17 protein-coding genes are annotated in these 18,258 nt (G+C 55.6%); 10 read left to right on the forward strand and 7 right to left on the reverse strand.

Annotation, left to right across the window (positions count from 1 at the left end; genetic code table 11):
* Positions 1-86 precede the first annotated feature (86 nt).
* The 8 genes from GSQ86_RS03805 (at position 87) to GSQ86_RS03840 (ending at position 9,845) form a co-directional block, all read left to right on the forward strand.
* Positions 87-704, forward strand: coding sequence for an HAD family phosphatase (locus tag GSQ86_RS03805; RefSeq protein WP_158748639.1), 618 nt, complete (start codon positions 87-89; stop codon positions 702-704).
* A gap of 103 nt (positions 705-807) precedes the next feature.
* Positions 808-1,713 (forward strand): phosphogluconate dehydrogenase (NAD(+)-dependent, decarboxylating), encoded by a 906-nt coding sequence (gnd, locus tag GSQ86_RS03810; protein WP_158748640.1) that lies wholly within the window; start codon positions 808-810, stop codon positions 1,711-1,713.
* A 12-nt stretch (positions 1,714-1,725) separates the two neighbouring features.
* Entirely contained in the window at positions 1,726-3,270 is a 1,545-nt protein-coding gene (gene zwf, locus GSQ86_RS03815) for a glucose-6-phosphate dehydrogenase (protein ID WP_158748641.1), read from the forward strand.
* A 14-nt stretch (positions 3,271-3,284) separates the two neighbouring features.
* The gene (pgl, locus tag GSQ86_RS03820) at positions 3,285-4,082 is read left to right on the forward strand and encodes a 6-phosphogluconolactonase (protein ID WP_158748642.1); all 798 of its coding nucleotides are present in this window, start codon (positions 3,285-3,287) and stop codon (positions 4,080-4,082) included.
* Positions 4,079-5,110, forward strand: a complete 1,032-nt coding sequence (glk, locus tag GSQ86_RS03825; RefSeq protein ID WP_158748643.1) for a glucokinase — start codon at positions 4,079-4,081, stop codon at positions 5,108-5,110. The genes pgl and glk overlap by 4 nt, the downstream gene beginning before the upstream one ends.
* A 41-nt stretch (positions 5,111-5,151) precedes the next feature.
* A complete protein-coding gene (locus GSQ86_RS03830) occupies positions 5,152-5,523 on the forward strand; it encodes a copper resistance CopC family protein (RefSeq protein WP_158748644.1) in 372 nt (123 codons plus the stop codon).
* Between the two features lie 6 nt (positions 5,524-5,529).
* Positions 5,530-7,131, forward strand: coding sequence for a copper resistance D family protein (locus tag GSQ86_RS03835; protein ID WP_158748645.1), 1,602 nt, complete (start codon positions 5,530-5,532; stop codon positions 7,129-7,131).
* A 98-nt stretch (positions 7,132-7,229) separates the two neighbouring features.
* Positions 7,230-9,845 carry a M1 family metallopeptidase gene (locus tag GSQ86_RS03840; RefSeq protein ID WP_158748646.1) on the forward strand — a complete coding sequence of 872 codons (2,616 nt, stop codon included), beginning with the start codon at positions 7,230-7,232 and terminating at the stop codon, positions 9,843-9,845.
* Between the two features lie 46 nt (positions 9,846-9,891).
* Here GSQ86_RS03840 and GSQ86_RS03845 read toward each other — a convergent pair whose 3' ends face one another.
* From GSQ86_RS03845 to GSQ86_RS03865, 5 genes are all read right to left on the reverse strand, one after another.
* Positions 9,892-11,127, reverse strand: coding sequence for an excinuclease ABC subunit C (locus GSQ86_RS03845; RefSeq protein ID WP_158748647.1), 1,236 nt, complete (start codon positions 11,125-11,127; stop codon positions 9,892-9,894).
* 61 nt (positions 11,128-11,188) lie between these two features.
* On the reverse strand, positions 11,189-12,562 hold the full coding sequence (locus tag GSQ86_RS03850; protein ID WP_158748648.1) for a TldD/PmbA family protein: 1,374 nt from the start codon (positions 12,560-12,562) through the stop codon (positions 11,189-11,191).
* A complete protein-coding gene (locus GSQ86_RS03855) occupies positions 12,543-12,845 on the reverse strand; it encodes a hypothetical protein (protein ID WP_158748649.1) in 303 nt (100 codons plus the stop codon). Before GSQ86_RS03855 ends, GSQ86_RS03850 begins: the two co-directional genes overlap by 20 nt.
* Before the next feature lie 3 nt (positions 12,846-12,848).
* The gene (gene tldD, locus GSQ86_RS03860; protein WP_158748650.1) at positions 12,849-14,288 is read right to left on the reverse strand and encodes a metalloprotease TldD; all 1,440 of its coding nucleotides are present in this window, start codon (positions 14,286-14,288) and stop codon (positions 12,849-12,851) included.
* Positions 14,251-14,535, reverse strand: coding sequence for a hypothetical protein (locus GSQ86_RS03865; protein WP_158748651.1), 285 nt, complete (start codon positions 14,533-14,535; stop codon positions 14,251-14,253). Before GSQ86_RS03865 ends, tldD begins: the two co-directional genes overlap by 38 nt.
* 61 nt (positions 14,536-14,596) lie before the next feature.
* On the opposite strand from GSQ86_RS03865, the gene GSQ86_RS03870 reads away from it, so the two are divergent.
* A complete protein-coding gene (locus GSQ86_RS03870; protein ID WP_158748652.1) occupies positions 14,597-15,124 on the forward strand; it encodes a YfiT family bacillithiol transferase in 528 nt (175 codons plus the stop codon).
* A gap of 46 nt (positions 15,125-15,170) precedes the next feature.
* Positions 15,171-16,745 carry a hypothetical protein gene (locus GSQ86_RS03875; protein ID WP_158748653.1) on the forward strand — a complete coding sequence of 525 codons (1,575 nt, stop codon included), beginning with the start codon at positions 15,171-15,173 and terminating at the stop codon, positions 16,743-16,745.
* A gap of 11 nt (positions 16,746-16,756) precedes the next feature.
* Here the strand turns inward: GSQ86_RS03875 and dusB are convergent, their stop codons facing one another.
* Together dusB and rpmE are read right to left on the reverse strand one after the other, a co-directional pair.
* Complete coding sequence (gene dusB, locus GSQ86_RS03880; RefSeq protein WP_158748654.1) at positions 16,757-17,884, reverse strand: tRNA dihydrouridine synthase DusB; 1,128 nt, start codon at positions 17,882-17,884, stop codon at positions 16,757-16,759.
* Between the two features lie 68 nt (positions 17,885-17,952).
* Positions 17,953-18,174, reverse strand: a complete 222-nt coding sequence (gene rpmE, locus GSQ86_RS03885) for a 50S ribosomal protein L31 (protein WP_158748655.1) — start codon at positions 18,172-18,174, stop codon at positions 17,953-17,955.
* Between the last annotated feature and the right edge of the window lie 84 nt (positions 18,175-18,258).

An 18,258-nucleotide genomic window follows, 5' to 3' on the forward strand; every position in this document is an offset into this window, starting at 1 on the left:
ATATGCCGGAAGCGGCGAAGCTTGAAGGTAATTCCGCCAAGTAAATCAACGAACATAACGAAGCACTGCAGGGCGCAAGGACGGCGATGACAACCATCACTACCATTTTGTGGGATGTTGGCGGAGTGTTGTTAACCAATGGCTGGGACCACAAGGAGCGCGCTGCGGTGCTTTCGCGTTTTGGGGTAGACCACGATGCATTTGAACAGCGGCATCCAGAGGCAAATGACAGCTGGGAAAAAGGTCTGCTGACGATAGAAGAGTACCTGGAAAAGACGGTCTTTTATAACCCGCGCAGTTTTTCCGCCGGCGATTTTATCGAGGCAATGAAGGAAGAATCGAAGTTGCTGGACGACAGCGCGCTCGGAATCGTCGGCTCGCTTGCGCCATCTGACTCTTTAGTGCTGGGAATGCTGAATAACGAAGCGCGCGAACTGAACGATTACCGGATTGCCCAGTTTAAGCTGCGGGATTATTTCAAGATTTTTCTGAGTTCCTGCTATGTTGGGTTGCGCAAGCCGGATGAGTGCATTTTCGAACTGGCGCTGGATGTGCTGCAATGCGATGCGCAGGAGATTGCGTTTGTGGATGATCGCGCGGGAAATGTAGAGGCTGCGAATGCGGTAGGTATGCGCGGGATTCAGTACATGGGTTCAGAGCAGTTAAAGGGTGAGCTGGAACGTTTGGGTGTGTCAGTTAGATAGTTGAACGTGATACGTAAGATACCTATATTCAATTCGCGAAAGCAGGGCGCCCCTTAAGCCGGTACCCGACGATCAGGTTGTTTAAAAGATTCGGAGGAAGCACATGGAACTTGGCATTATTGGACTGGGAAAAATGGGCGGCAACATGGCCGAGCGGCTGCGCGCGGCAGGCCACAAAGTGGTTGGCTTTGACTTTAACGCAGAAGCGGTGAAGCGGCTTACAGATGTGGGTTCCGTGGGTGTCTCGTCGCTCGAAGACCTGGTGAAGAATCTTTCCGCTCCGCGCGCGATCTGGATCATGGTACCCTCGGGCGATCCGGTGGACCAGACGATTGCCAAGTTGAAGCCGCTGATGCAGAAGGGCGATACTTTTATCGACGGCGGCAACTCGAACTACAAGGATTCGCAACGACGCCATGCGGCATTGACTGCCGAGGGCTTTCATTTTGTCGATGTGGGGACGTCGGGTGGCGTGTGGGGCCTGAAAGAAGGCTACAGCATGATGATCGGCGGCGATAAGGAGCCGGTTGAGCGGCTGACTCCGATTTTTGAAGCACTGGCTCCGGCGAAGGACAAAGGCTGGGGACATGTCGGGCCTGCGGGTGCAGGGCATTTCGTAAAGATGGTGCACAACGGTATCGAGTACGGCATGATGCAGGCATACGCGGAAGGCTTCTCGATCATGAAGGCAAAAGAGCCGTTGGATCTCGATCTGGCACAGATTTCTGAGATATGGCGGTACGGCAGCGTCGTGCGCTCCTGGCTTCTAGACCTGACGGCGGAAGCTCTGAAGAAAAATCCCACCCTTGATGGGCTGGAAGCGTATGTAGCGGATTCGGGCGAGGGGCGCTGGACGGTATTTGAGGCGATTGACCTGAATGTGTCGGCGCCAGTGATTACAGAATCACTGATTCGCCGCATTCGTTCGCGCGAGCAGAATAACTTTACCGACCGCATGCTGGCGATCCAGCGTAATGCGTTCGGCGGCCACGCAGTCAAGAAAGATTAATCGGGAGGCGTTATGGCGACGACAGAAGTAAGAATTGCTGCAGAGAGCGTGAAGGCGGCAACGCCACGGAGCGAACGTATCCCTGAGCCAGCCGTTGTGGTGATCTTTGGGGCGTCCGGCGACCTGACAAAACGTAAATTGCTGCCGGCGCTCTTTCATCTTGAGCAGCAGGGATTGCTGCCGGCGGAGTTTTCCATTGTCGGCGTAGCGCGACGTGATCTGAAGGGCGCTTTTGCCGCCGATATGAAGGACGGCATTCTAAAGTTCGGCGGCGGCAAGGAAGGTGATAGCAGTATCGATTCATTCATCGATAAAGTTGAGTACCATGCGATGAACTTCGATGACGACGCCGGATATGCGGAGTTGAAGTCGCTGCTCGAAAAAATAGACAAGGAGCGCGGCACCGAGGGCAACAGGCTGTTTTACCTTGCGGTCGCGCCGGAGTATTTCGCCGACATTATCAACCGGCTGGGCGCGCATGGCATGGCGCATCCCGATAAAGGCTATGCCCGCGTCATTATCGAGAAGCCGTTCGGGCACGACCTGGAATCGGCGAAAAAGCTGAACGATGATGTGAACAAGGTCTTCGACGAAGAGCAGATCTTCCGCATCGATCACTATCTCGGTAAAGAGACAGTGCAGAATATCCTGGTCTTCCGCTTTGCCAACGGCATCTTCGAGCCAATCTGGAATCAGAATTACATTGATCACATTCAGATCACCGCGGCTGAGAGTATTGGCATTGAAGGCCGCGGGCCGTTCTATGAAAAGGCCGGAACGCTGCGCGATGTGGTGCAGAACCATGTGATGGAGTTGCTCTCATTTGTAGCGATGGAGCCTCCCGTTTCATTTGAGGCAAACTCCATTCGCGGCGAGAAAGTAAAAGTGTGGCGCTCGATCAAGGCGATTCCGATCGAGAACACGGTGCGCGGCCAGTATGCGCTGGGCACTGTAGATGGCCAGCAGGTGCAGGGCTATCGCGAGGAAGATCGCGTTGATCCGAATTCAACGACAGAGACGTTTACGGCTTTGAAGCTCGAGATGGAAAACTGGCGCTGGGCCGGCGTTCCGATTTATCTGCGCGCGGGGAAGAGAATGGCGAAGCGGGTCACGGAAATCGTGATTCAGTTTAAACAACCGCCGTTGTTACTTTTTGACCGCTTAGGCGGGCCGTGCAATGAGATTCAGCCGAACCGGCTGATCATGCGCATACAACCGGATGAAGGTATCTCTCTGCGGTTCGGTGCGAAGGTGCCGGGACCGGAGACGAATGTCTGTCCGGTAGTCATGGATTTCCAGTATGCAACTGCGTTCGGGGTGAACTCGGCCAACGGCTATGAGCGCCTGCTGCTTGATGCGATGCTAGGCGATCAAACCCTGTTTGCGCACCGCGATGGTGTTGAGGCAACCTGGGCTTTGTATACTCCGGTTCTGGAAGCGTGGGCGAAGTCGAAGCCACGGGATTTCCCGAATTACACGAGCGGCTCGTGGGGACCGAAGGCTGCCGATGGGCTCATCGGACGCGACGGGCGGAAGTGGCATAACGGCGGGGCTTAGAAGCGGGCAAATCGATGGGGAAGAACATAGCGGTTGAATATCGGGTATACGACGGGGCAGATGCGCTGGCTCATGCTGCGGCGGAGTATTTTCTGGAAACGGCGCAGAAGAGCGTCGCGGCGAAGAGTATAGCGCGGATTGCCGTCTCAGGCGGCAGCACGCCAAAGCGTACTTTTGGGTTACTGGCGGACCCGCAACGGGAGTTTTTGAGTGCGATGCCTTGGCAGCAACTGGAACTCTTCTTTGTGGACGAGCGCACGGTGCCTCCAACAGATAAAGACAGCAACTATCGCATGACTCGCGAGGCGATGCTAGAGAAAGTTCCGCTGAATCCACAACAGGTAGTACGCATTGAAGGGGAGTTGCCTCCCGAAGAAGCGGCGGCTCGCTACGAGTCGGCCATTCGCAACCAGTTCAAGCTGGAAGGCGCAGAGGTTCCCCGCTTTGATGTGTTGCAGCTGGGCATGGGGGATGATGGGCACACGGCTTCGATCTTTCCGCATACCGATGCTATTCATGAACTTGGACGGATCGTGTATGCCAACCATGTTCCGCAGAAAGACACATGGCGCATCACTCTCACGTGGCCGGTCATCAATGAGGCGAGCGAGGTATTTTTCCTGATCGGTGGCAAGGATAAAGCGGAACCACTGCGGCGTGTTTTGCAGGGGCCGTATGATCCGGAGACGTTGCCGTCGCAACTGATTCAGCCAAAAAATGGCAGGCTCTTATTTTTACTCGATAAGGATGCGGCATCTTTGTTGCCTGCTCCGAATGCCGAGGGAGTTGGAAGACTGGAGATTGCGCGATGATTCTCGCCGGGGATGTGGGCGGAACGAAGGTCCACTTGGCGTTGTATGGATTTCAGAATGGCGAACTGACGCATGTTCGTGACGAAAAATTCCCCGCGCAAGAGTATTCGGGGCTCGACGTTGTTACGAAGAAATTTCTCGATGAAAGCGGCAATCCGGAAGTGACGGCCGCCTGCTTCGGGGTGCCCGGTCCGGTGCGTCATGGACGGCTTAAGCTGACTAATCTTCCATGGATTTTGGACTGCGCCGAATTATCGAAGGGCCTGCAGATTCGGCATCTCTTTCTTATCAACGATCTGGAGGCGAATGGGTACGGCATCGCCGAATTGCATTCGGATCAAATCCACGTCCTGAGTGAAGGCGATCCGAGTGCGGTGGGGAATCGCGGGCTGGTTTCTGCGGGCACCGGGCTGGGTGAAGCAATCCTCGTCTGGAACGGCAAGATGCATGTGCCAATGGCTTCCGAAGGCGGCCATTGCGACTTTGCTCCGCGTAATGAGATGGAGATCGATCTGTTACGTTATCTTCAGAAGCAGCTCAATGGCCGCGTGAGTTTTGAGCGCGTGGTTTCTGGCATAGGACTGAAGAATATCTATGCTTTCCTGCGCGATGACAAGGGAATGGAAGAACCATCGTGGCTGAAGGAACGGATGCTCAATGAAGATCCGAATGCCGTGATCGGCGAATTGGGTGAAAATGGATCCAATGAGCTGTGCGCCCGCACACTTGATATTTTTGTTTCCTCTTACGGTGCAGAGGCGGGCAATCTTGCGCTGAAGGTACTTTCCGTAGGCGGTCTCTATCTTGGCGGCGGTATTGCTCCTAAAATTTTGGGAAAGATGAAGGAAGGGGCTTTCATGAAGGCATTCACCGATAAGGGACGCTTGAGTGAATTGCTGGTTCATACGCCGGTACGCATCATTCTGGAGAGCCGCGCGGCGTTGATGGGCGCCGCTGCTTATGCGGAAGCGCGCGCCGCTGAGATGAGTGGGCAGTCTGTTCGGGCAGCTTCGATGCAGTTTTCCTGAATCGTCTTCCTTCCACAGGAGTCTTGTTAAGAGGAGAGTGAATGAAAGCGGTTCGATTCCCGAGGCATTTGCTGTTGGCCATATTGCTTTCCGTCATCGTTCTTACGCCTAAACTGGCAATGGCGCACGCTGTTCTGGTTGCTTCCACCCCATCGGCGCATGCGTCCATTCGGGGACCCGAGATTACTGTCCAACTCAAATTCAATTCGCGTATTGATGGAGAGCACTCACGTCTGTATCTGGTGGATTCAACAGGAAAGTCTCAGACGCTGACGCTTACACCACAAAGTGCCCCGGATATACTTGCAGCCCAGAGCGTGAAGGTAAGCGCGGGCGGATACACGATCCGCTGGCAGGCTCTGGCAAGTGACGGGCACATAACTCGCGGGGAAATTCCGTTTGTCGTTCAATAATTTGCTTTGATCTGGCTACTCAAAGACTTCGACCTGCTTTCTGTTTTACTCCGCGCCATTACGCTGGCACTGGAGGCATTTACGCTGGGCGGCGTGGCATTTCTGCTGCTGGCCGCAGTGCCTGCCCGTATCGGCGATGCGTCTCTGGCCAAGCTTCGGTCGGTGACTGGCTGGGCAGCGCTCGCGCTCGGACTTACCCAGATAGCCTCGATGGCGACCAGCGTTGCCATTCTCATCGGCGGCTCAGGATTTAGTCTTCGCGATATCGTTACGGCCGATTTCTTTTTTATGGGCGCATTGCTGGCAGTAAGCGCGTTTGCCCTTTTTCTGTTGATGCGAAGCTCTTCCCGCGCAGCTCTTTCTGTTTCACTGCTGTTTGCGTTCCTGGTGATGATTGCCTCAGTCGGCATGAGCCACGCCGCGGCGCGGATGGATCATAGATTATTGTTGCTGACGCTGACCGCTCTGCATCACCTCGGCACTGCATCATGGATTGGTGCTATGCCGTTTCTGCTGATCGCTTTGCGGAATGAAACCGATCAGGCAAAAGGCGCAAACTATACGCGACGCTTTTCCCGCATGGCGATCGTGTCCGTGTCGCTGCTCGTACTGGGTGGCATAGGCATGGCTATCTTCTATGTCGGCTCATGGCAGGGCGTATATGGTACGACATACGGCGTGATGATACTGGCGAAGGTTTACCTGCTGCTAGTGATTCTTGGGATGGGCGCGGGTAATTTTTTTCTTGTCCGGCAGATGGGACGAGCACCGGTACCGTTGCTGGTGAGGCTGCGTCGCTTCAGCGAGGCTGAGATAGGGCTTGGCTTCACCGCGATTCTTGCTGCGGCTTCTCTTACCTCACAGCCACCGGCTGTGGATTTGCAACAGGATCGTTTGACCAGCCACGAAATTATGCAACGTATGCGCTGGGAGCAGCCTCGACTCGAGAGCCCCCCGCTGAAGGCTCTTGTGCCACCCGGTTCAATTCAGGTGGCAGTGCAAGCCGCAGTTTTCGGCGCTGGTAGCGAAAACGATGCGAATGACCGCGCATGGAGCGAGTACAACCATCACTGGGCCGGATTGATTGTGCTCTGCGCAGGATTACTGGCGCTGCTGGCACGGTGGAGGCGATTTAAATGGGCACAGCATTGGCCCCTTTTGTTTATTGGCCTTGCCGTATTTATTGTCCTGCGGGCAGATCCTGAAAACTGGCCGCTTGGCCCGAGATCGTTCTGGGCTAGCTTCTCTGCCCCGGACGTTCTGCAGCACCGTCTTTATGCTTTGCTGATCACAGGCTTTGCCATCTTTGAATGGGCAGTCGAAACCGGACGGCTCACCACGCGCCGGGCATCTTATGTATTTCCCTTGATGTGCGCCGCAGGAGCAGCGCTTTTGCTGACGCATCAACATTCGCTCGGCAATGTGAAGGAAGAGATGCTGGCGGAGATGAGCCACACGCCGATTGCGCTGCTGGGCGCCACTGCGGGCTGGAGTCGGTGGCTGGAGCTGCGACTTCCCGGAAAGCGCGACTCGAAAATCGCCTCATATATCTGGCCTGTATGCCTGATTTTAGTAGGAATTGTATTGCTGGACTACCGGGAGTCCTAGGCTCCATAACACCCCGTTTCTGCGTTTGCGATATGTTAAAGACAGTGCTTTTAAGGGAATTCCTCTGAAAGCGCACCTTTTTCCAGTTAAGGAAGTCTATGTCGCAATCTACTTGTATCACCCGAGGATTTGTGTGGTGTGCAGCTGCATGCCTCGCTCTCGGGACTTTTTTTGTTCAGAATAGCCATGCGCAGCGCCTGCCGGATACGGTACGCCCGGAACATTACATACTGGTGCTTACGCCCGATCTGAAGGCCGCAACTTTTACTGGCAGCGAGAAAATCGATGTGCAGATTCAGACACCCGCCGATTCCATTACATTGAATGCCGCTGAAATCAAGTTCCGGAGCGTAAAGGCTACGGTGAAGGGCAAGACGCTGGAAGCAGCTGTTACCGAAGATGCTGACAAACAGCAGGCGAGCTTCAACTTTCACCAGCAACTGCCTGCAGGCAAGCTGACGCTCGAGATCGAGTACACCGGCATCCTGAACAACGAGTTGCGCGGGTTTTATCTATCGAAGACGGCAAAGCGCAATTATGCGGTGACGCAGTTTGAGCCGACCGATGCGCGCCGGGCCTTCCCATCATTTGATGAACCAGCATTCAAGGCAAGCTACGACGTGACGCTGGTTGTGGACAAGGGCGATACGGCCATCTCCAATACCAACATTGTTTCCGATACAGCTGGGCCGGGAGCTGACAAGCATACGATTCACTTTGCTCCGACGCCGAAGATGTCCTCGTACCTTGTGGCTTTCCTGGTCGGCGATTTCCAGTGCACTTCAGGCGAGAGTGATGGCGTGCCGATTCGTGGCTGCGCGACTCCCGACAAGGTTGAGCTTGCAAAGTACGCGGTAAAGGCAGCCGAGTTCGTGCTGCACTACTACGACACCTATTTCGGCATTAAGTATCCGATGCCCAAGCTGGACATGATTGCCATTCCCGACTTCGAAGCGGGCGCTATGGAGAATTTCGGGGCAATCACCTACCGCGAGACTGACCTGTTGATCGACGAGAAGACTGGCTCGGTTGGCGGGAAGAAGAACGTCGCTGAAGTAGTTGCACATGAGATGGCGCACCAGTGGTTTGGCGACATGGTGACGATGCAGTGGTGGAACAACATCTGGCTCAACGAGGGCTTTGCCACCTGGATGGAGAATAAGCCGGTGGCGGCATGGCATCCGGAGTGGAATATTCCGCAGGATGTTGCACAGGGTCTGAACGGCACCCTGAACCTTGACGCGCAGCGTGTGACTCGCACCATTCGCGCTACGGCTGATACACCGGACCAGATCAATCAGATGTTCGATGGCATATCGTACGGCAAAGCCGGCGCGGTTCTGCTGATGGTTGAAAATTATCTGGGTGAAGAGACCTTCCGCAAAGGCGTGCACAACTATCTGGCAGCGCATATGTATGGCAATGCGACGGCGGAGGATTTCTGGGGAGCGCAAACAGCGACGAGCCACAAACCTGTCGACAAGATCATGGAAAGCTTTGTGGCCCAGCCCGGTGTGCCGATCCTGACGTTCGGTAATCCGCAGGGCAGCAGCGTTTCCGTAAACCAGCAGCGTTTCTTTCTGAGCCCGAGTGCGAAGTCGCCGACTGCTCAGTCATGGACGCTGCCCGTGTGCATGAAGACCAGCGAAAGCAAAGGGGAGTGTGAAGTTATCTCCTCAGCACAGCAGTCGTTGAAGTATCCGCAGGCGCCATTTTTCTTCGCGAACGCCGAAGGGAAAGGCTACTACCGAAGCACATATCCGGCAGACGTTTACGCAAAGATCGTGAACAAAGTAGAAACCGGACTGATAGCGGAAGAGCGCATCAGTCTGCTGGGCGATGTGTGGGCGCAAGTGCGCGCAGACAAGATGGCAGTAGGCGACTATCTGAATCTTGTGACGGCGGTGAAGGATGATTCAAACTCGGCTGTCATTCGCACGGCGCTTGGCGCGGTTAGCACTGTAGATCGTCAGATCGCTGCAACCGACGATGAGCGTGAGGCGCTCGCAACATGGGTACGCAAGAACTTCAAGCCGGCGTATGAAAAATTAGGTGAGGCGTCAGATAGCGACACTCCGGAAAAGAAGGAGCTGCGGGCATCGCTATTTGGCTTCCTAGGCACAATCGGAAACGACGCTGACGTAATTGCACAGGCAAAGCAGATGGCAGATAAATATCTCACCGATCCTTCATCGGTGGAAGCGACCATTGGCCAGACAGCTACGGGCGTCGCTGCCATCCATGGAGACGCAGCATTCTTTGATCGTTTGCAGAAAACGTTTGAGACGAGTGACAATCCACAACTTCAGGAGACGGCACTCCGTCTCTTGGCCCAGTTTAAGGATCAGTCGCTCGAACGCCGCGCGTTGGACTACACGGTTTCCGGCAAGGTGAGGAACCAAGATTCTGCCATCCAGTTGTTGATTATGCTGCAGGGTCGCGATACCAGCGATCAGGCGTGGCAGTATATCCAGCAGAACTGGGATAAAGTGCAGGCTCAACTGACGACCTCTATGGGATCGTATCTCGTAGGGGGAACCGGAAGCTTCTGCAGTGCCGATGTACGCGATCAGGTTCAGAGCTTCTTCTCGACGCACAAAGTGCCGGCGTCGGAGCGAGCGCTGGTTCGGGCCAAAGACCAGATCAACGATTGCATTGAATTGCGAAGCGATCAGGAGCCGAAGCTGAAGGAATGGATAGCTGCGCAGAAGTAATAGCCACTAAATGAAAAGGCCGGAGCTTGTCTCCGGCCTTTTTTTATTATGCAAGATGGCTGGTGCTATACACGCGGGAGATAGCGCGCAGGATTTGCCGAGTCGGCAGCGAATCGGGATCAACGGCGAAAAACGCTTCTCCAATGCGCCGCGCCTGTGGCCGATAGAACCAGCGACTGAAGAGACAGAGATGGTCGGCGATGGTTTGCCCTGTTGGTTTTGATTTTGCTGCTGGCGTCATCAATGCAGTCAGTGCGTTTTGCAGACGCTCTTCAAGCACATTGCGCGACGCGACTTGTACCGCTACGCCCTCTGCCGAAAGCGGGACCGCTTCGACTGCCGTAGGCTGCACGTATAGCGAAGTCGATCCCGATTGTTCGTTGTGAAGGCGCATGCCTTGTACAGAATAGTAGACCGGGCCGAGAATGACGCCTCGTGTCAGCAGGAAGCAGGCGACGCCTTCTTCTTCAAAGGACGGTTGTATGATCAGGGCCGTCAGCTTCGATAGCTGGTGAACTGCGGCAGGTAGCAAGGCAATCACCGCTTGCACTTTCAGTAATCGCGCATGGGCCTGAGCTGCTTTTTCAAATTCCATTTCGGTCGAAGCGGTATCCCGCTCCGCCGTGATTTTTGCGATGAGGCTGGCTCCACGCGTTTCAAGAAACGCCCGCACGCTAGCGGCTTCTTCCTCATAGCGCTCGTCACTGCAGCCTTTGAAACAAGGCGCCAGGCACATCTTCATCTCAGAGTAGATGCAGCCGGGAAATGCGGGATTGGGATGCAGATCTTCGTGGCAACGGCGCAGCTCGAAGAGGTTGAGCATCTCGTCGCAGAATTTTTCTGCTGAAACGCGTGAGGGGAATGCTCCAAACAGATCATCGAGCGCCAATTTTGTAATTTTCCCGGTTGCATATACGCGGGGATAGGCGTTGTCGCTGCTCATCCGCAGCAGCGACGGAGAATGTAGATGCATGCGCTTGCGCGTAGCGTCGCCGAAAATCTGCATGGACGCGGCGTAGAGCCGAAGTGCTGATTCAAAATCTGAACCTGTAGGCGTGTATTCTATGCGCGCAATCTTTTCCGTGAGGCGCAGGCGTTTTGACTGCGTCGGACGCGCGTCGAGAAAGCGCGCGAGGCGGCGCTTGAGATCTGGTGTTCGGCTCAGGTATGGTTCAGCGCGTTCGTCGGCGGCGAACAGGGCAAAGATACCCGATTGGGCTGGAATCTGCGCGAGGGCCGGCGCTGGATTGGCGGGATCGAAGGCGATGGAGTGGGCGAGCATCGAAGGTTATTGGTAAAGCGGGCTGATATGTCCCTATCGTATTTCCCCGCTCTTGAACCTATTATTCTCCAGCGATGGTCATGCCGTCGATGCGCAGAGTGGGAGAAGCTACAGAGCCGCGAAAATCAAGATCGTTGCCGATAGCTGTGATGTTGCGGAACATGTCTTTGAGATTACCGGCAACGGTCACTTCCTGTACTGGGTAGGTCAGCTCGCCGTTCTCGATCCATAGCCCGGAGGCGCCACGCGAGTAATCGCCTGTGACCATGTTGACTCCCTGGCCGAGAAGCTCCGTGACGTAGAAGCCACTCTCGACTTCCCGCAAAATTTCTTCAGGCGACAGCTTGCCTGCTTCAAGATAGAGATTGCCACTACTGATACCAGGATTACCTGCGAGTCCTCGAACAGCATTGCCGGTGCTTTGCATGTTGAGCTTGCGCGCGGTGTAGGTATTCAGCAGGTAGGTTTTGAGAACGCCGTTTTCGACGATGACTTTACGGCGCGTTGGCAGGCCCTCGCCGTCGAATGGTGAGGAACCGTATCCACCGACAATCGTTCCGTCATCAATCACATTGATCGATTCGGCCGCCACCTGCTCCCCAAGTTTTCCGGTAAAGAAAGATGCGCCGCGATAGATGCTGTCTCCGTTGGCTGCTTCGAAGATCGCTCCAATGAGCGAGCGTGCAATTTCCGGTGCAAAAACAATTGGGGCTCGCTGCGTTGGAATGCGGCGTCCGTCAAGCCGTCTCAAAGTACGGCGCGCAGCTTCGGCCCCTACAGATTCCGGCGAGTCCAGTTTGCCGAGCATTCGTGCTGTGGAATACCAGTAATCGCGTTGCATTTCGCCATTCTTGCTCATGGCGATAGGGCTCGTCGAAACGGAGCAATAGGAAGAGAGGTATTCGCCAACGAAGCCGCGGGAATTAGCAAATACTTTGCGGCCAGTGGCTGCATCGAAGGTGCCCCCATCGCTATTCTGGATGCGGGTATCGGCGGACATGGCCGCAGCTTCGCAGCGGCGGGCATATTCGATGCGCTCGGCGGTCGGAAGCGAGTAAACGTCGTCGTGATAAAGATTGAGATCGAAGTCGACCTGGCCGAATTCGGCGGCATCGGCTAGTCCTACGAAAGGATCTTCCGATGTAACACTGGCCAATCCGAGAGCGCCTGAGATGAGGTGACGGATGCCGTCTTCTGTGAAGTCGCTGGAAGATGTGCTGGCGACGCGCTGACCGACGAAGACACGCAGGCCGATGCCGCGTGAGCCCGATTCTTTCAGCGTTTCCACCTCGCCAAGACGGACTGTAGTTGAGAACTCGTCGCCTTCGCGGATGACAACTTCTGCGTCGGTCGCTCCGGCTTTGCGTGCTTGTGTAACGATGTCGGTTGCTAGTTGCTGGAGGTCAGTGGTGGCTTCAGTTGTCAGACTGCTCATTTATGCTTTTCTCATCTGGTTCAATCGGGTTCGCAGCGAGACGCTTTACCCCGTCAAAATGGTTACCTAAAGAACAGCCAGGATTTTTCTTCTTATGCTCTGCTCTGTCAGGCATTGCTTCATCTGCCGATCGACGAAAGAGCCCAACGGCTCCCTTGCATTCAGGGCACCGCAGGCGTGGCTCAGCCAGCTTGAGTGCATCGGCTGCAAAGATGGTTTGCCAGGCGTAGCCGCGCTCTCCATTAGGAAGCATCACGAATTGTTTTACATCTACTGTTCTCATCTATTACTGTCCAGTACCACCGACCGTCATGCGGTCAAGTTTTATTGTAGGCATGCCAACGCCGACGGGAACACTCTGGCCGTCTTTGCCACAGGTGCCAACACCTTCATCGAGTTGGAGGTCATGGCCAATCATCGAGACGTATTTCAATGCTTCGGGGCCGTTACCGATAAGCGTAGCATCGCGCACTGGCGCCGTGATCTTGCCGTCTTCGATCAGATACGCCTCTGATGCGCTGAAGACAAACTTGCCGCTGGTAATATCGACCGAGCCTCCGCCAAAGTTCACCGCATAGAGTCCTCGTTTGACGCTGCGTAAAATATCTTCCGGAGCGTCATCGCCAGCGAGCATATAGGTATTGGTCATACGGGGCATCGGAATTTGCTGATAGCTTTCACGGCGTCCGTTGCCAGTGTGAGGCATGTTCATGAGGCGCGCGGAGAGCTTATCGCTTAAATAGCCTTTGAGGATGCCGTTTTCGATGAGCACAGTTTCCTGCGTGGGCGAGCCTTCATCGTCGACATTTAATGAACCGCGACGGGAAGGCATGGTGCCGTTGTCGACGACTGTGACCTTTGAGCTGGCGACCTGACGACCGATGAGTCCGGCGAATGCCGAGGTTTTTTTGCGGTTGAAATCAGCTTCGAGCCCGTGCCCCACAGCTTCATGCAACAGCACCCCAGGCCAGCCGGGTCCGAGCACAACTTCCATTTCTCCGGCAGGTGCGGCGACAGCGCCGAGTTGTAGAATGGCCGTACGTGCGGCTTCCGTGGCGAAGTGCTCCGGTGTTTTTTCGCTAAGGAAATAGCTGATATCAACGCGGCCGCCGCCGCCGCCAGTGCCGCGAGTCGTCTGCTGACCGTCGTTGGCGAGAACAAAGACATTCAAACGCGCGAGCGGCTGAGTGTCGCTCGCATAAGTGCCGTCAGAGGCAGCGATAAGAATGCGTTTCAGCTCATCCGAGTAACTGGCGCGTACCTGCTTGATGCGCGTGTCGTAGGCCCGAGCCGAGCGATCGGCACGCATGACGAGATTAAGCTTGGTGTTGAGATCGGAGTCAAGATCGGCTGCGGGGATCGGATAGAGATTCGGCGACTGCGTTTCGGTGAACCCGGCAACGGGTTGCCTGGCAGGACCGCTGGCGATAAGCGCGGCAGTACGCGCGGCGTGCAAAAGGCGGTCGGCCGAAAGATTATCGGTATAGGCATAGCCAGTCCGTTCACCGGAAACAACACGGATGCCGCAACCCGCGCTCACGCCCTGGCTGGCCGATTTGACCAGCGATTCGTCGATTCCAATCGAGGTGGCGGAGACCGATTCGAAAAACAGGTCGGCGTAGTCACCTCCCGCGGAAAGCGCTTCGCCCAGGCAGCGCTCAAGCAGGCGTTCGGAAAGGCCGAATTTTTCAAAGAAATAGCGTTGGTGACCAGTAGATGTCGTCATGAAAAACCTGCTTATTAGATGAGACGAAGCGTTTCTCCGATTCTACGCTGGTTTTCTGCTCTACCCCTGCAATTAAGAAGGGGCTAACGGGAAAGGTTCCTGCTGCGATTTCAACAGCTGCACAGCGAATGAGTCTTGCTAGGATCACGGCATGAAGAAACTGATTGTCCTGTCCTTGGTGCTGTTGTTCTCCGCCTCTGCGTTTGCGCAGCCGCATCATCATCACCACCATCATCGGCATCATCATCGCTCACGATAACGCGGGCAGGCCGCGTGCCTGCCTGATGTTTCTGTGATATTTTTCGCCTATGAACGAAGACCTTCGTTATCCCGTTGGTGACTTTGCAGGCCCTGTCGAGCAGGACCCGCAGCAACGTCATTCCAACATCTCCATTCTTGCTGCCTTGCCCGAAAATCTCCGTTCCGCCGTCCTTGGGCTGACTGACCAGCAGCTCGATACGTCTTATCGCGAGGGTGGATGGACGGTTCGCCAGTTGGTGCACCACGTTGCCGACAGCCATATCAACGCATATGTGCGTACACGCCGTGCGCTAACCGAAGATTGGCCGCTGGTGAGCGCCTACGACGAAAAGCTGTGGGCTGAGCTACCGGATGCGACTACGTTGCCGATTGAAGTTTCACTGCATCTGCTGGAGCCGCTGCACCGCCGCTGGGTGGCGCTGTTCGAGTCTTTGACTGAGGAGCAATGGCAGCGCGGCTATGTGCACTCTGAAAACGGACGCCAGAAGCTGGCCGAGGTCATTCAAGCCTATGCGTGGCACTGCCGGCACCATGTGGCGCATGTTACCGAATTGCGGAAGCGCATGGGCTGGTAGGCGAAAATGCTTGCCTGTTCGTGAGTGAGCCAGCATAGTTTCCCTCATGCCCCTTGCAAAGATCGAAACTCCTGCAATCGAGCTCGCGTGCATGCTGGAGGCGTTTCTGGCCGAGCATCCGGGTGCTGCGGTGCTTGAAGACGGACGTGTCATCTTCGAGATGCAGGCTGCACATTATTCGATCTCCTCTGAGCATGGCCGTTGCGTGATGCATATCTGGTCAGAAGACCGTAACATGGTGCGTACAGTCACAGATGTCAGCGCACGCAAGAATACGATCCGCATCGAGACGCGGCGTTTTGGGCAAAGCAATCCGCAGTCGCTGCAGCTAGTTCCTGATCGTGATACACGAACCCCTACCACGCGAGAGGCTACGCGGAAAAAATATTTGCGCCTACTTGAGCGCGTGTTAACGCGTGCTTTTCCTGATCTCAGTCTCGATAGTCTAGGGAATGCGATCGACCTGGAACATAGCTTCGGACCTGCATATGCGCGCGGAACACTGGTTCGCGGACAGAAAGCCTGGGCAGTGATTGCGGTCAATGGCGAGGAGACACAGGCAACCGTCGATGGCGCGTTGACGCTGGGGATTCTGTGGCTGGCATACTGCCGCGAGCACAGTGGCGGAAGACGCGTTTTTGAAGGCCTGAAAGTGATCGTACCCGCCGGTGCAGCTGCGGTAACTCGCGGACGCATGGCATGGTTGAATCCGGCGCTCGCCAAGTGGGAATTGTATGAACTGGACGAGCGCTGCGAGACGCTGGACACTTCACAAGTAGGCGATGAGGGGAATCTCGATATCAGGTTGGTGCACAACTTCAGCCACGATCGTGGGATCGAACGATCGCAGCAGGCCATTGATCATTTGCTCGGCTTGTTGCCTGGTGGAATGAAATCACGGACGGAAGTCCGTGCGCTCAGCTCCACTGAGATCAGCTTCCGCCTGTATGGGCTGGAGTTTGCGCGCATCCGGCATGGAGTGACGGCGGGATCGTTTTCACGGCAGGACGCGATCACCTTTGGCGCAGGTGTACACGAGACTCCGCTGACAGATGAGACGGAAGACTTATTCCGTGATCTGATCCGGCGAGTGTGTGACGGGCGTGCTCCGGAAGGAAATGTACGTAACCCGCTGTATCGTTTGCAGCCGGAGCGCTGGTTAGAATCGGAATTGAAACGCGGCCTTGCGGAGCTGGAGCCTACGATTCGAGAGGATTTTGTTTATACACAGGTGCCTGCATTTGCGGGTGGCGATCGCGGAATGATTGATCTGCTCAGCGTGACTCGTTCCGGACGGCTGATGGTTTTGGAGCTGAAAGCCGACGATGATTTGCATCTTCCTCTCCAAGGGCTGGATTATTGGCTGCGGGTCCGGCAGGTACATGCGGCGGGCGAGCTGCAGAAGCATGGCTATTTTGCTGGCGTTGAAGTGTCGAAGGCTCCGCCGCTGCTGCTGCTGGTTGCGCCTGCTCTGAGGATTCATCCGGCCAATGAGATGGTGCTGCGGTATTTGAAACTGGAAGTGGAGTGGATGCTGGTGGCTCTGGACGAGCACTGGCGGAAGCGGCGAAGGGTTATTTTTCGTAAGAGGAATGCCAGCCTTGTGAGCTCCACACTTTGAAAAGACGTGCTTTAGTCCGCTGCGTACCCTGCGGTCGGCTCTTGCGGAACGGTCGGCTCGAAGAATCGCTCGACTGCGCCTAGAACGGCTTCGCCAGTCTTTGACTCATAGATCGATTTGCGAAGCGCGGCTCCGCCCGGCACGCCATGCGTAAACCAGGAGGCAAACTGCTTCATCTTGCCCTGCGCTTCCGGATTACCTTCATCTAAAAGCATCTGGAAATAAGTGCGGATCATGCGGTAGCGGTCGAGGTCGGAGGGCTCGTCGTAGCGGCCTGTTGCTGTGTATTGCGCGATCTGGCGAAAAATCCAAGGATTTGCCGGGGCGGCTCGGCCAATCATCACTGCATCGCAGTTTGTTTTTGCTACTAAGGCGCAGGCGTCTTCCGGAGTGCGAACGTCACCGTTGCCGATGACGGGGATGCTGACGGCGTCCTTGACTTCAGCGATGTGTTCCCAGCGCGCCTGACCGGAGTATCCCTGCTCACGCGTCCTTGCGTGGAGCGCAACCGCCTGGAGACCGCTTTCCTGCGCCAGCTTTGCCAACTCGACACAGATAATGTGATTGTCGTTCCATCCGAGACGGAACTTGACGGTAAAGGGAATCGTCACTGCAGCACGAACTGTTTTGAAAATCTCTGCAATCAGCGGGAGATCGCGCAGCAAACCGCTGCCTCCATTGCACGCAACGACGCGCTTCGCCGGGCAGCCCAAGTTGAGATCGACCATGTCGAAGCCAGTCTGTTCGACGATACGGGCGGCGTCGGCCAGCGTGGCTGGATTCGAGCCGAAAAGTTGGGCCGAAATGGGGTGTTCGTCTTCGTAAAAGGTCAGGTAGCGCTTGCGCTTCGATTCGCGCATGCGCGAGAGGCCATCCGCCGAGGTGAATTCGGTCATGATGAGGCCGCAGCCTGACTGATGGTTGCTGATCGCCGTGTCAACGGACGAAGTTGCTGCAGCATCGGCTGAAAAGACGCTGGCATTGCGGATGAAGCGACGGAAGACGGTGTCGGTAACTCCCGCCATGGGCGCTAACACCGTCGCCGGGGCAACCGTAACATTGCCGATTTGGACAGACGCAGGGACGCGCACACCGTCGGGCATGGCGTGTTCCTGCGGATTGTCCCAATGCTTTTTCATCCTTTGGCTAACACAGCAAAGCCTCCGGCTGGCGGAGGCTTTTGCTTAACACGAATCGAAGGCTCCGTTTACTTGGCAGCCGTCTCCGCTTTCGCGTACTTGCGACGGAAGCGCTCGATGCGGCCTGCCGTATCAACCAGCTTTTGCTTGCCAGTAAAGAACGGATGGCAGGCGGAGCAGATTTCTACGTGAATGTCGCCCTTGTGGGTGGAGCGGGTGGCAAAATTGTTGCCGCACGCGCACATAACCCGGATTTCGTTATAGCTTGGATGAATACCCTGCTTTGGCATAGCTCTCTAAAACCTTTCCCTGCAATCCTTCCATTCTAATCCCATTTTGCGCTCTTGGCAATGGCCGCATAAGTCATTCATATA

This window comes from Acidobacterium sp. S8, from assembly GCF_009765985.1.
Taxonomy (GTDB): domain Bacteria; phylum Acidobacteriota; class Terriglobia; order Terriglobales; family Acidobacteriaceae; genus Alloacidobacterium.

Coding starts and splice junctions, on each gene's coding strand:
- GSQ86_RS03840 (WP_158748646.1), top strand. CDS start 7,230: ATGTCGCAATCTACTTGTATCACCCGAGGATTTGTGTGGTGTGCAGCT.
- dusB (WP_158748654.1), bottom strand. CDS start 17,884: ATGAAAAAGCATTGGGACAATCCGCAGGAACACGCCATGCCCGACGGT.
- rpmE (WP_158748655.1), bottom strand. CDS start 18,174: ATGCCAAAGCAGGGTATTCATCCAAGCTATAACGAAATCCGGGTTATG.
- glk (WP_158748643.1), top strand. CDS start 4,079: ATGATTCTCGCCGGGGATGTGGGCGGAACGAAGGTCCACTTGGCGTTG.
- GSQ86_RS03830 (WP_158748644.1), top strand. CDS start 5,152: ATGAAAGCGGTTCGATTCCCGAGGCATTTGCTGTTGGCCATATTGCTT.
- GSQ86_RS03805 (WP_158748639.1), top strand. CDS start 87: ATGACAACCATCACTACCATTTTGTGGGATGTTGGCGGAGTGTTGTTA.
- GSQ86_RS03875 (WP_158748653.1), top strand. CDS start 15,171: ATGCCCCTTGCAAAGATCGAAACTCCTGCAATCGAGCTCGCGTGCATG.
- zwf (WP_158748641.1), top strand. CDS start 1,726: ATGGCGACGACAGAAGTAAGAATTGCTGCAGAGAGCGTGAAGGCGGCA.
- tldD (WP_158748650.1), bottom strand. CDS start 14,288: ATGACGACATCTACTGGTCACCAACGCTATTTCTTTGAAAAATTCGGC.
- GSQ86_RS03865 (WP_158748651.1), bottom strand. CDS start 14,535: ATGATGATGCCGATGATGGTGGTGATGATGATGCGGCTGCGCAAACGC.
- GSQ86_RS03845 (WP_158748647.1), bottom strand. CDS start 11,127: ATGCTCGCCCACTCCATCGCCTTCGATCCCGCCAATCCAGCGCCGGCC.
- GSQ86_RS03850 (WP_158748648.1), bottom strand. CDS start 12,562: ATGAGCAGTCTGACAACTGAAGCCACCACTGACCTCCAGCAACTAGCA.
- GSQ86_RS03870 (WP_158748652.1), top strand. CDS start 14,597: ATGAACGAAGACCTTCGTTATCCCGTTGGTGACTTTGCAGGCCCTGTC.
- GSQ86_RS03855 (WP_158748649.1), bottom strand. CDS start 12,845: ATGAGAACAGTAGATGTAAAACAATTCGTGATGCTTCCTAATGGAGAG.
- gnd (WP_158748640.1), top strand. CDS start 808: ATGGAACTTGGCATTATTGGACTGGGAAAAATGGGCGGCAACATGGCC.
- pgl (WP_158748642.1), top strand. CDS start 3,285: ATGGGGAAGAACATAGCGGTTGAATATCGGGTATACGACGGGGCAGAT.